At 45.8% G+C, this 12,561-nt stretch carries 10 protein-coding genes; 5 read left to right on the top strand and 5 right to left on the bottom strand.

All coding sequences use genetic code 11. From position 1 onward, the window contains the following. Positions 1-138: 138 nt before the first annotated feature. The 5 genes from nosZ to ACTHUF_RS09325 form a co-directional block, all read right to left on the bottom strand. Positions 139-2,106 (bottom strand): TAT-dependent nitrous-oxide reductase, encoded by a 1,968-nt coding sequence (nosZ, locus tag ACTHUF_RS09345; RefSeq protein ID WP_036493194.1) that lies wholly within the window; start codon positions 2,104-2,106, stop codon positions 139-141. Positions 2,107-2,215: 109 nt separating this feature from the next. Next, entirely contained in the window at positions 2,216-4,510 is a 2,295-nt protein-coding gene (locus ACTHUF_RS09340; RefSeq protein WP_440407519.1) for a 4Fe-4S binding protein, read from the bottom strand. A gap of 470 nt (positions 4,511-4,980) precedes the next feature. Then, positions 4,981-6,042 (bottom strand): trimeric porin PorB, encoded by a 1,062-nt coding sequence (gene porB / locus ACTHUF_RS09335; protein ID WP_049348587.1) that lies wholly within the window; start codon positions 6,040-6,042, stop codon positions 4,981-4,983. Between the two features lie 314 nt (positions 6,043-6,356). Next, the gene (truA, locus tag ACTHUF_RS09330; protein WP_070836892.1) at positions 6,357-7,202 is read right to left on the bottom strand and encodes a tRNA pseudouridine(38-40) synthase TruA; all 846 of its coding nucleotides are present in this window, start codon (positions 7,200-7,202) and stop codon (positions 6,357-6,359) included. Positions 7,203-7,433: 231 nt separating this feature from the next. Next, positions 7,434-9,341: a FimV/HubP family polar landmark protein gene (locus ACTHUF_RS09325; RefSeq protein ID WP_440407534.1), complete on the bottom strand. Its 1,908-nt coding sequence runs from the start codon at positions 9,339-9,341 to the stop codon at positions 7,434-7,436. Positions 9,342-9,694: 353 nt separating this feature from the next. Between ACTHUF_RS09325 and ACTHUF_RS09320 the strand changes: the two genes are divergently transcribed. The 5 genes from ACTHUF_RS09320 to ACTHUF_RS09300 are packed head-to-tail and all read left to right on the top strand — an operon-like array spanning position 9,695 to position 12,521. Next, complete coding sequence (locus ACTHUF_RS09320) at positions 9,695-10,228, top strand: septation protein A (RefSeq protein ID WP_049348592.1); 534 nt, start codon at positions 9,695-9,697, stop codon at positions 10,226-10,228. Beyond that, a complete protein-coding gene (locus tag ACTHUF_RS09315) occupies positions 10,228-10,518 on the top strand; it encodes a YciI family protein (protein ID WP_004519663.1) in 291 nt (96 codons plus the stop codon). The genes ACTHUF_RS09320 and ACTHUF_RS09315 overlap by 1 nt, the downstream gene beginning before the upstream one ends. Further along, complete coding sequence (locus ACTHUF_RS09310; protein ID WP_036493183.1) at positions 10,515-10,787, top strand: BolA family protein; 273 nt, start codon at positions 10,515-10,517, stop codon at positions 10,785-10,787. Before ACTHUF_RS09315 ends, ACTHUF_RS09310 begins: the two co-directional genes overlap by 4 nt. 51 nt (positions 10,788-10,838) lie before the next feature. Further along, positions 10,839-11,711 (top strand): peptidylprolyl isomerase, encoded by an 873-nt coding sequence (locus tag ACTHUF_RS09305; protein ID WP_314060202.1) that lies wholly within the window; start codon positions 10,839-10,841, stop codon positions 11,709-11,711. 45 nt (positions 11,712-11,756) lie between these two features. Then, complete coding sequence (locus ACTHUF_RS09300) at positions 11,757-12,521, top strand: peptidylprolyl isomerase (protein WP_314060205.1); 765 nt, start codon at positions 11,757-11,759, stop codon at positions 12,519-12,521. Positions 12,522-12,561: the final 40 nt, after the last annotated feature.

Here is a 12,561-nt window from a genome sequence, read left to right as displayed (position 1 = left end):
ATTTTGGTGTTATAGCAAAGCTGTCTGATGATGGCTTTCATTTTGTGGCCATATCGGCCGACAAACAACTTTGCTATAAAGGCCGTCTGAAAGAATATTTTTTCAGACGGCCTGAAGAATTAAATCATCAAACCGAAATTATTTTGGTTTAACAATCATTTGGCCAGACATTTCCATGTGCAATGCGTGGCAGAACCATTGGCAGTAGTACCAGTGTACGCCTGGACGGACAGCTTTGAAGGTTACAGAAGATGTAGCTTGCGGGCCAATCTCCATAGCAATGCCATAACCTTCCAAAGTAAAGCCGTGAGTCAAGTCTTCAATGGTCTCAACGTTGGTTACATATACAGTAACTTCGTCGCCTTGGTTCACTTCAAATTGAGGAACGCTGTAAGCAGGCGCAACGGCAGTCATGTACACGCGTACTTTGTTGCCTTCGCGTACGACTTTGGCAGCTTTTTCCAGCTCAACACCGTCTTTTTGAGCTTGTTCCAAAGCTTCTTGCCAGAACCATGGGTCTTTGCGGTCCCAAGTTTTGCTTGGGTTCACTTTAGACGCGGCAACTAAGCACAAGTCGTGTGGTTCGGCAAAAGTCGGATTGTCATGCACCAGACGCATTTCGTCGCCGGAGATGTCGATCAATTGGTCACACTCAGGTTTCAAAGGACCGGCATTCAAGAAGCGGTCTTTAGAGAACTTGTTCAAAGATACCAACCATTTACCGTCGGCTTCTTTGGTTTCGCCCATGGTAGTGTGGTTGTGGCCAGGTTGATAGTGAACGTCGAGTTTTTGTTTAATCGGATCGATTTTCTCGCCTTTATAGGCTTTAATCGCGTCATCGATGTTCCATTTCACCATTTGGCTGTCGATAAACAATGTAGTATAGGCATTGCCGCGACCGTCAAATGCAGTGTGTAATGGGCCAAGACCCAGTTGAGGCTCGGCTACGACAACATCGCGCTCTTTGATTTTACCTGCAAACAAGTCATCCAGTTTGCTGACATCCAATACGGTAACGGTTGGAGACAGTTTACCGTTGAGCATGATGTATTTACCGTCAGGGCTTGCATTACAGCCGTGAGGAGAGTTAGGAACCGGGATATAACGAGTGTATGGAGAGTTGGCTTCCGCACGACCGTCCAACATTTTCACGCCGTTAACTTCTTTGAAATCGCCTTTTTTGATGCCTTCTTCGATGGCGGCCAGGTTAAATACCACACACCAGTCTTGTTCGTTAGAAGATGCACCTTGTACAGTCAGAGCACGCTCAGAGTTATAGCAGGTAGAGAAAGAGTATTTACCTTGGTAGTCGGCATCGCCATTATCCAAGTTACCGTCTACCAATACTTGCCATGCGATGTCCATGGTTTCGCCGTCAACGGCAGTATAAACGGCATTCCAAGTTTTAGGATCATCCCATTTGCCTACGCCGTCAACAGGAACGATATGCTCGCCGTTGGCAAAGACGTAGCCGGTTTTCGGATAGCGTTGAGGACGCAGACCGTGAACACCTGAAACGTTTGGAATTTCAACGATTTTATCGGTTTTCATCACATCCAAGCGGATACGGCAAACACGGTTGTTTGCTTTATCGTTGGCATATGCATAGCGGCCGTCATAAGTTTGATCGGTAAAAGACAAGTGCGGGTGGTGCAAGTCGCCGTTAGGGTAGCAGCGCAGACCGCTGTCTTGCAGGAATTTACGGGTTTCCGGCGTAATTTTTTCATTCAAAATACGCAGGCTCTCATTGGTACGACCCCAACCGGTAGCGCTGTCCATATTGAATACAGGGATACGCATCAACTCACGCATAGAAGGTACGCCGATCAAGCGCATTTCGCCTGATTGACCGCCTGACAAGAAACCGTAGTATTGGTCAAGTTCGCCCGGACCGACTTCGGAAGTTTGTTTGCCCGGCTCGGCAGAATGAGCAGCGGCTTTTTCGGCAGGTGCAGCACCGGAAGCAGCAGCTTTATCACCCTCGCCGTTAGAGCAACCGGCCAAGCCCAACAAACCGGCACCGGCAATACCTGCACCGGAAGCAGCGGCAGTACCTAAGAATGAACGACGGCTTAAGCCGTTTTGTTCTAATTTTTCGTCTGACATACGACACTCCTTGGATAAAATCCGGCGGCCGATTTTTCAGACGGCCTGCCGATGAAAAACTTTCTAAGTCGGGCTGCCGATACAGCCCTCTTTTTTTATTGATAAATTACTACTTGTCGACACTGATTGCCGATTCTTTTTTAACAAACTGGACGACTTGTTCTTGGGCATTTTGCGTTGCTGCCGCATCATGCTGTTCAGCTTTTGCCGCCGCTTGTTTTTGTTTTTTCTTATTCGTTGCCACTACTTGAGGACAACGCGTATCGTGATGATACATTACCTGACAATGCAGACATTGGATACATTCGTTCGGATGAATGTCGCCTTCTGGTGCGATTGCCTGTACTGGACATTCGTGTGTACAAATCTGGCATGGATTACCGCACATTTTATAACGGCGCAGCCAATCAAACACACGGAAGCGGCCCGGCAATGCGATACCTGCACCCAAAGGACACAGATAACGGCAGAAGAAACGTTCGATAAACAAGCCTGCAATCAGCAACGCGGCAGCAAACAGAACAAACCACCATTCACGCATGAATTTCAAAATAATTGCAGTTTTGAAAGGCTCAATTTCAGCAAATTTTTCAGCCGTACCCAAATCGTACAGGGAAATTGCCAACAAAGCGAAGAAAATTACATATTTAATCGCACTCAGACGGGTATGCAACAAGTGTGGCACGGTAATTTGTTTCAGACCCAATTTTTTAGCGATACGGTTGGCTAACTCTTGCAATGCACCGAAAGGACACAACCAACCACAGAATGTACCGCGGTTCCACAACAGCATGGTTGCCGCCGTAAAGAGCCACAGAATGAATACCAGCGGATCCATCAGGAAGAATTCCCAGTGGAATTCAGTCAAAATGGCTGAGAACAACGTCAAAGTATTCACTACCGATAATTGTGCCTGAGCATACCAGCCGATATAAAACAGCGTAAAGGTCAGGAAACAGAGACGGAACCGGTCATACCATTTTTCGTAACGGACAATCCAGTCTTGGAACAGGAATACCAACAGAAGAATTGTCAAAGCAATACCGACAACCACGATTTGACCTTGTTTGGCTTTCCAAACCTGTTTCCAAAGTTGGTTGGATACGCCTTCCTCAGCTGTTGCATCTTCTGCAATACCTGTACTTTCTTCCGGAGCAGAGGCTGCCGCAGCCACCGGCTCAACCGGTGCGCTGATTTCAACCGGCGGTGCTTTAGGATCGTCAACGTAGTAGCCTTTTGGCAATTCATAATCCAAATCGGCAGTTACAAATGCCTTATCATTTACGCTCAATACACGTTGAATCATCAATTGCAAACGCCATGGCTCAGCACCATCAAATTCCACACCTTCGGGGATAGTGAACCAAGAAACTTCTTTAAACGCGGGCGCACCTTCGGCGGATAAAGCAACTACACGTTCATGTTGCGCATCAGTAAAGCGGAAGCTGGTATCGCCTTGAATCATTTCAATACGGTCAAAGATACCGCCGCGGACATAACCTGAACCTTTCCAAGAATAGCGACCCTCGCCGGCCACCATCACGGCTTCTTGGCCAGGTTTCAAACGTTTTTGCAGGTTATTCCAACCAGCTTCACCTAAAAGGCTTTTACCGATGGAAGGTTGGCTGACCAAGGCAACATACAGATCAATAAATGTATCGTTACCATCGCCCTGCTCCGCATGATCTGCCACACCTGCTTTACCGCTTTTCTCAAACAGTTTATTGATTTCGTCGATAGAAATATGCAGATGACCGACGGCTTTTTGTTCCAAAAGCGCATTCCATGACAGGATATCTTGTTTGTCTTGATTGGCAACACGACGCGGACGAGTTTGAACGGCAGGTTCGGCAGACTGTTCGCCGGAAGCAGCGGCCGTACCGGCTTGAACTGCTTTATCTGTACCCAAATGATATTGATGGATTACTGCTTTAACAGAGCGCTGAATACTGTCATTGATGACCATCAGGGTTACAGTCGCACCACTAATAATATCCCCCGGTGCAACACCTGGTTGAGGCGGGTTTTTAATAAAATTTAAGCCGATATATTTGTCAATGAATTTATCGACACGGGATTGCGGGATACCGATCAGCATAATCGGCTCATGGTGCTCAACCAATTTTGCGCCGGCAATAGTGCCATCATTGGCCAAGGCAACCATCGTATCGATCGGTTTACTCGAATAACCGCGCGTATTGACTACGTCAGTCGTAATATAAACCAAGCCAAGCTGCTCTTCGCCTTTGTATACGCGAGCAACCAAGGGCTTACCTTCTGGCTTACCGTAGCGGTTAGCACCTGGGAAAATTTCAGACGGCTGAACTTTTGCCAAGAAATCAGGTAAGCGTTCCGCATAAGCAGGCAGGCTTACCATCATCATGAAAAATACAGCAAACAGCATAAGGATTCGTTTCCAAATGCCACTTAAACACTTTACTTCAAGGCAGGACATGGCTATTCCCGATATATCGATACTCTAAACACTGATATTATATGAATCATCCATCGGCAATAATTTGATTAAAATCAAGTTTACAAATCTTAAAACCAAATTCTATATGCTAATAATACTTTAGAACTATATTGAACAATCCTATCTTTAGCAGACATGAAACACTGGAAAATCAACCCGCTTCAACAAATCTTCTTATATTATTAATTTATTTATAATAATATTCAAAACAATTCCTAAAATTCTATTCAGCATATATTAAAGTAGAATACAAAGATTCAATCTTAATTTCAATAGGCCGTCTGAAAATAATCTAAAAACTTTAGCTCCCCATTCTTTCAACACAAAATATACTTTCCGTACAAACAAAAAGAGCCTGTATAACACAGGCTCTTTTTTCAGACTAATCTTAAGTCAGATTAGAATTTATGACGCAGGCCAACAGTACCAGCAGTTTTCTCGTATTTGTAGTCGCCTTTGCCTTCTTTCAACCAACCGGCTGACAACAGGGCAGACGTACGTTTAGAGAAGTCGTAGTCAGCACCAACGATAACTTGGTTGTACGCGCTGTTTTTTTGTTTTACGCCATCTTCTTTAGCTTTGAAGCCGTGAGCGTAAGAAACACGAGGAGTTACATTGCCGAAGCGGTAAGCAGCAGTTGCACCAACTTCAACACGTTCGTTTTTCTTAGCATGAGCAGTATCAGCTTTGAAGCCTTCGTATTGACCTACAACAGCAACCATCAGGTTGTTAGCATCGTAACCAGCAGTCAGACGGTGTGCTTGGTGATCTTTGTAAGTACCAGCAGCCAAAGTAGTGTTGCCGTTGAATGCATCCAAGTAGCCAGCATCCAGGTCAGCACGTTTAGCGTAAGAACCAGCATAGCGACCGAAGAAGCCAGAGTTTTCGTAGTTCAGACCCAAATCGTAAGATTCACGGCTTTTCACAGTGTGAGTGTATTTGTCGCCAGGATTAGCATTGTCGCGAGGTTGGTATTGTACGCTTGTACTGAAACCACCAAATACAGGAGAGTCGTAACGTACAGACACTTTACGAGTATCTACACGTTTGATTTTACCCAGTTGCAGAGCGTCTGCGTTAGCGGCACCAGATTCCCAAGGGTCGAAGCTGTCGCTGCTGTCTTTCAGAGCAGTGTTCAGGTTACCGGCACGAACTTTACCGAAGCCACCTTCCAAACCGATGAAAGATTCACGGTTAGCAAAACCAGAGTCACCACCGGCGATAGAAGTGTTTTGTTCAACTTGCCAGATAGCGTTCAGGTTGCTACCCAAGTGTTCGTGGCCTTTGAAACCGATGCGAGAACCGTAGTCAGCAATCTCAGTAGCAGTTTTAGAAGTAGCTTTACCCACTTTTACTTTAGAAATTTCAACGCCGGCTTTAACTTGACCGTACAGAGTCACATCAGCCATAGCTGCAACAGGCAGAGCTGCCAAAGTCAGAGCAATCAGAGATTTTTTCATTGCTGTATTCCTTTTCTATTGTGAAGAAATAACTTAAGCAGACCGGACAATCCGCTTAGGCTTACATTATCGCTGGAATCAGCGATTCCATGACTGTTACTATAATTGCTCCTCTCTAAAAAAACAAACTTTATTCAATCCACCCCCACCACCCTTGAAACCCAGTAAAGGCAAACACAGCCTAAAAAAAGGAAATTTATTATTTAAAATCAATGATAAATTTCTTTTAAAACCAGTTGTGCATTTTTACAACACTTTATTAATTTACACATCAATCACGCTATTTTGTTGCTTTTATACCAACAATCCGTCAATTAGGCCGTCTGAAAAACGTTACCCGAAACATTCATCCACTCAGGCAGAGGCAGTTTTACCACCCCAAACTCATCAGGATAATCAACACCTGTCAAATACAGGCCGTCAGACATAAAAGTCGGAGGCGCTTTCAATCTGCTTCTTGCATGAAAGATTGACTGAAATTCATCCACACTGATCCTGCCACTTCCCACATATACCAATGCACCCATGATATTGCGCACCATATGATGCAAGAATGCATTTCCATGCAAATCAAGGCACAAATAATGAGGAGTCCCACTAATACTTGCCCTATATAGCGTTTTTATAGGCGATTTTGCCTGGCACTCAGCCGCACGAAAACTGGAGAAGTCATGTTCACCCTCCAATAAAGCAGCAGCCTGCCTCATTAAATTTAAATCTAATTTCAAATGCGTCCACCCCACCCTGCCGACCAACAACGGAGAGCGAACCGGAGATGACTCCAGCAAATAACGGTAATGCCGACCATAAGCATCAAATCGGGCATTGAAATGCGGTGCAACTTTTTGCGCAAACAATACAGCCACACCGTCAGGCAAATGCGCATTGACTCCACGCACCCACGCTTGCTCCGGACGGCTTACAGATGTATCAAAGTGTACAACCTGAGCTGTCGCATGCACGCCCGTATCCGTCCTTCCCGCAACAATCGTATTAATCCGCTCTCCTGCTATTGAAGTTAATGCCTGCTCTAAGGCCGTCTGAACAGTCGGCAAATCTCCTGCCTGTTTTTGCCAACCATAAAAACGGCTTCCGTCATAAGAGAGGGTTAAAGCCCAACGCTGAACGGAACGTCCTGTTGTATTCGTTTGTTCGGTCATTTTTGATACTTCTTATAAATTGATATTGCTGCCCACACTCGAGTAACAAATATTAAAAGGCGTGATCATCGCACGCCTTTCATCATGTATTTCAGACAGCCCTTATCTTCGTCCACCATAGAACTGCCATGCAATACTGTCATATCTAAAAATGGATTCGGCCCAAATCTCATTTTTTAATTTACCATAAAAAAGATGCCGTCTGAAACGGCATCTTCATTTGACTGACACTTATGCGCCAAGTTCTTTCATCAGTTTTTGGGCTTTATATAGAATATCGCCTTCAGCTTCTTCGATCAGCCCTTGCAATGTTTCTCGGGCTGCCTCAGGATCACCGATCTCGATATACATCTTGGCCAAATCATATTTAGCCTCGAGCGGAGCAGTCATACCGACTGATTCTGAAACAAAGCCCCTTTCGCTATTGCTTTTATCGGCTGCCACTGAAACATCTTCAGCCTCCCATTCCAATGCACCTTCTTCAATCACAAACTCGGAAGCAGCTTCTTCTTTCTCTGCTTCTTCTTTGGTTTCTTGAATTTGCACGTCCTGATCTTGTTTCACATCAAATGGCAGCACATGGTCATCTGAATTTTCAGGCGTTTCTACTGTAAACTCTAGCGGCTCTTCATTTCGCTCAGGCATAACAACAGATACCGGCTGATACGGATTTTCCGGCTCAGGCTCGTACACGCTTTCTGTCGACTCGATATTGTCCCAATCAGCATGGCGGCGTTGCTCTGTTTCTGCATCATGCGTTACTGCACTGGAAAGAATACCTGCCTGACTATGGTCAATCTTGCCCAAGTCAAGTTTGACATCGTCAACATTGGAAGATTCTTCTACTTCATTGATAACGATATCATCTTCAAAATCATCTTCGACAAGCAAACCTTCTTGAGTTTTTTCAGACGGCGTTACTTTGCTTGCGGCAACCGCAGCGGCGGCTGAAGCAGCAACACTTTTCTGTACAGGCTTTTCTTCATCCTTACGGCTTGCAGACGCGGCTTTCGGCTCGTCTTTACGTTTACCGGCAACTCTCAACAACAACCAAGCAGCAATAAGGGCTGCGCCGCCTGCCAACAGCCATTTCCACAAATTGCCGTCTGATTCACTCTCTACCGACTCTGCAGCAGAATCAGTCGTAGCAACAGGTTCTGAAGCCAATACATTATCTTGGGCATCAGAAGCCATAGCATCTTGAACATCGGAAGCAGGAGCTGCTGATGCTGCATTTTCATTGATAGACGCAGATGCCACTTGCTCTGTTTGCGCAGCTGAAGCTTGTTTCACTTCTTCCTGTTGCGGAGGGTTTGCGCCGGCATCTTTAACCTGAGTTTCAGGCTGAGTAACAGGTTTTTCTGTTTTAACTTCTGTTGCATTGGCGGCTTCATTGCCTTTTTCCGGCGCCGTATCGGCTTTAACAGGCGAAGAAGCAGCCAAGCGTTGCAACTCGCTACGGCTCGGGATATTCAGCACTTTACCTGCCAACATACGGTTGGCATTGTTATCAATAAACACATTCGGATTGGCATTAACCAACGCTTGAATGGTTTGATCCAAGGTCATACCTTGCGGACGGATGCTGGACGCAATGGCAATCAGGGTTTCACCCGTACGTACCAAATGCTGCCTGCCTGAACGTACGGCCGTATCGTTTTTAGCAGAGGCCGTCTGAACTTGTTTTTTCTCAGCCTTACGTTGCGCATCTTTACGCGCTTGAGCTGCCTGATTGCCTGCTGCTTTATTGTTTTTTGTTACAGGCTGTTGGGCATTGCGCGTCGGCTCGAAGGATTGGGATTCGGCAGCTTGATGGGGGCGAACGGATGCCGCATCTTTAGCGTCGTATCCGGCCGGATCAATGATGGCAGTGTATTCACGCGATTGCGCGCCGACACCTACTTGGAAAACCAAAACAGGATCTTTAATGGCTTTGGAAGAACGAATCGTAACGACTGCCTTATCGCCTGATTTGCGTACCGCTGCGCGCAAATTGCCATTTGAAATAGTGGCCTTACCGCCATTAAGTAGAGCCTGAGCTTCCTCGCCTGTTACGGTAATACTGCCTGTAAAAGGTTCGCCCAGATGAGATTGGACATTCAAGCCGCCCAAACCTGCTGAAGCACCGAGCGATGTCATTAAAGCGATAGAAGCTGTAATTAATTTAATATTGTGATGTTTTTTCAAAACTGATCCCCTGTTCGGAAATTATGGTACTGACCAATGTGCGCGCATTTAACCATATATTTACTAGATATTACGTCATGATATATTTTTAACCCATTCCTGCCAAGCAATAGAGGCCATTCAGCCTGAAATTCCTTGGTAAATCTATTACTTTTGCATGCTTGTGTTTCTTTTTTACAAATTTCTCCGACCCAAAACAAATATTTTATATAAATATATGCGGCATTAAAGTCATGAGGGAAGGTGCAAAAAAACACATCTGCCTGTATGATTAGCATTTACTCAATTAGTTTCATCATTAACATATGAAAGTTTTGAGCGACTTATTCGCCGTATTCTTATTTTTCATTACATACATCATCACCAAAGACATGATTGCCGCAACGGCTGTTGCGGTTATAGTCGGCATTGCCCAAGCTGCGCTGACCTTTTGGAAACACCGCAAGCTGGACACCATGCAATGGATCAGCCTGATTTTGATTGTCTTTTTTGGCGGTGCAACGATTTTACTGAAAGACAACCGATTCATCATGTGGAAACCGACCGTTCTGTTTTGGATCGGCGCGATCGTCATGCTGTTTAGTCATCTTGCCGGTAAAAACGGGCTAAAAGCCGTGATGGGTAAAGAAATGCAGCTTCCTGATTTTGTATGGACGCGCCTGACTTATGCATGGATTGGCTTCCTGATTTTTATGGGCGCTGCCAATCTCTTTGTCTTTACGTATTTTCCAGACCAATGGGTCAATTACAAATTGTTTGGCACATTGGGTTTCACAATCATTTTTTCTATCGCACAGGGCATGTATCTGATGCGTTTCCAGCCTAAGGAGAACCAATAATGGAATATTTCATGCTTTTGGCCACTGATGCCGAAGATGTCCACGAAGCACGCATGGCGGCACGCCCCGCGCATTTGGCACGTTTGGAAGAATTGAAAGCGCAAGGCCGTCTGCTGACTGCCGGCCCCAATCCCCTGCCGGATAATCCGGAACGCGTCTCCGGCAGCCTGATTGTGGCTCAATTTGAGTCTTTAGACGCCGCACAAGAATGGGCCGAACAAGACCCTTACGTCGATGCCGGCGTATACGCCGAAGTCTTGATCAAACCCTTTAAAGCCGTGTTCAAATGAGCAATATGCGTCAAATGATTGAAGAACGCCTGCAAGCACTTGAGCCTGAGTTCTTCGATTTTGAAGATGAGAGCCATCTGCACGCCGGCCATGCCGGCAATAAAGGCGGCGGGCATTATGCGATATTGGTGGTCAGCAACGCATTTGAAAATATCGGCCGCCTCCAACGGCAACGTATGATTAAGCAGCTTTTACAAGACTTGTTTTCAGACGGCCTGATTCATGCGCTCAGCATCAAAGCAACCACGCCGGACGAATACTTCCATTAAGATTACCGCCCAAACTTTGATTTCCAATCATTAATTTAGAAGAGAAATACGATGAAAAAAACCTACTTTGCTTCAGCCTTGATGCTCGCCCTGACTTCCGGCACCCTGTTTGCCCAAACTTTGGTTACCGTCAACGGCCAGGCTATCGACAGCAGCGTTATTGACGACCAAGTGGCTTCCGTACGCGCCAGCAATCCTAACATTCAAGATACGCCTGAATTGCGTCAAATGCTGACTGAACGTCAAGTTATCAGTACTGTGGTTACCCAAGAAGCCAAAAAATTAAAGTTGGATCAAAGCGCTGAATTCAAAGCGGCACTGGAGCAAGCACGTGCCGATGCCGCCAAGCAAGGAGCGGATAAAAAGCCTACATTCAAAACCGAATGGGCGGCTTTTGAAAATGACTTGCTAGGCCAAGCTTTCGCAGCACACATCATCCGCCAATTTCCTGTTCAAGAAAAAGATGTCAAAGCCGCTTACAATGATTTCAGCAACTTCTATAAAGGCACCCAAGAAGTCCAACTGGGCGAAATCGTAACCGACAGCAACAGCAATGCCCAAAAAGCCATTGCCGACTTGGACGCAAAAAAAAGCTTTGCTTCGGTATTGAACCAGTATTCAATTGATGAGGCAGCCAAAAAAGCCGGCGGCATCCCTAAAGCTTATGTTCCGCTCAAAGATTTACAAGAATCAGCACCTCCGCTTTATGCAGCCGTCAAAGACCTGAAAAAAGGCACGCACACTAAAACGCCGCTACAAAACGGTAATCTGTATGCCGTCTTCTATGTCAATGATCGCCGTAACGTTACCGTGCCTTCTTATGAAGCCTCTAAAAACGAGATTGGCAGCGATTTACAGGGAGCCCGTGTCAATGCGGCCATTCAATCATTGCTGAAAAAAGCCAGCATCAAAGTCAACAAATAATATAACATGCCCGCCGTTTATAGCGGCGGGCAATAAGGAACTCACATGAACATCAAGCCCAAAACTGCCGTTTTGGCCATCATTACCCTGTCAACGATCGGTTTGGCAACCGCCAAAGCGCCTGATATCGATCCCGCCCGTATCGACAGCATGGTTGCCGAAGTATTGAGACAGGCCGACCAGCATCCTAACCAGACTGCCAAACCCGATGGTCAGGCAATTCGCAAAGATGTGGTTACACGCTTGCAGACTTTGGAAATCTTGAAAAATGAAGCCTTCAAAGCTGGTTTGGACAAAGATGCGGAAGTGCAAAATCAGTTCAAAAACGTTGAAGCTGAGTTCTATGCCAACCAATACGCCGCTTATCTAGAACGTCAAACCGCAGTTGACGATACCGAGTTGCGCCGTTTCTACGACCAGCAAACACGCATTATCAAGCTGCAACAAGTCAGCTTTGCCTCCGCCGACGAAGTACGCGCCGCGCAAGAACTGCTGCTCAAAGGCTTGTCATTCGAAGAGCTGATGAAGCGCTATCCTAACCCAGAACAAGAATTTGACGGCTTCATTTCTCCGCAACAGCTTCCTCCCCAACTGGCCGTTGCTTTTGCCGACATGACTCGAGGCGACGTAACGCATGAGCCGATTCAGATGGAAAACCGTTTTTATCTGTTTAAACTCAGTGCAGTAGAGCATGATCCGAATGCCGAACCTTTCGAGCTGGTACGCAATCAAATTGCCCAAGCAGTTAAACGACAAAAAGTTAGTAATCAGATTGAACGCATCTTAAAAGAAAACGGCATTAATCCGTAAATTGATTCAATGGTTTCAGGCCGTCTGAAACCATACTCCA

The organism is Neisseria sp. P0024.S006, assembly GCF_051956595.1.
In the GTDB taxonomy this organism is placed as follows: Bacteria; Pseudomonadota; Gammaproteobacteria; order Burkholderiales; family Neisseriaceae; genus Neisseria.
This window is presented reverse-complemented; position numbering and strand designations above follow the sequence as displayed.

What these genes read in the sequence shown, in the direction of transcription:
- ACTHUF_RS09325 (WP_440407534.1), bottom strand. Translation starts at nt 9,341, where the DNA reads ATGACATCGCTCGGTGCTTCAGCAGGTTTGGGCGGCTTGAATGTCCAA.
- ACTHUF_RS09300 (WP_314060205.1), top strand. Translation starts at nt 11,757, where the DNA reads ATGAACATCAAGCCCAAAACTGCCGTTTTGGCCATCATTACCCTGTCA.
- ACTHUF_RS09315 (WP_004519663.1), top strand. Translation starts at nt 10,228, where the DNA reads ATGGAATATTTCATGCTTTTGGCCACTGATGCCGAAGATGTCCACGAA.
- nosZ (WP_036493194.1), bottom strand. Translation starts at nt 2,106, where the DNA reads ATGTCAGACGAAAAATTAGAACAAAACGGCTTAAGCCGTCGTTCATTC.
- ACTHUF_RS09310 (WP_036493183.1), top strand. Translation starts at nt 10,515, where the DNA reads ATGAGCAATATGCGTCAAATGATTGAAGAACGCCTGCAAGCACTTGAG.
- truA (WP_070836892.1), bottom strand. Translation starts at nt 7,202, where the DNA reads ATGACCGAACAAACGAATACAACAGGACGTTCCGTTCAGCGTTGGGCT.
- ACTHUF_RS09320 (WP_049348592.1), top strand. Translation starts at nt 9,695, where the DNA reads ATGAAAGTTTTGAGCGACTTATTCGCCGTATTCTTATTTTTCATTACA.
- ACTHUF_RS09305 (WP_314060202.1), top strand. Translation starts at nt 10,839, where the DNA reads ATGAAAAAAACCTACTTTGCTTCAGCCTTGATGCTCGCCCTGACTTCC.
- ACTHUF_RS09340 (WP_440407519.1), bottom strand. Translation starts at nt 4,510, where the DNA reads ATGCTGTTTGCTGTATTTTTCATGATGATGGTAAGCCTGCCTGCTTAT.
- porB (WP_049348587.1), bottom strand. Translation starts at nt 6,042, where the DNA reads ATGAAAAAATCTCTGATTGCTCTGACTTTGGCAGCTCTGCCTGTTGCA.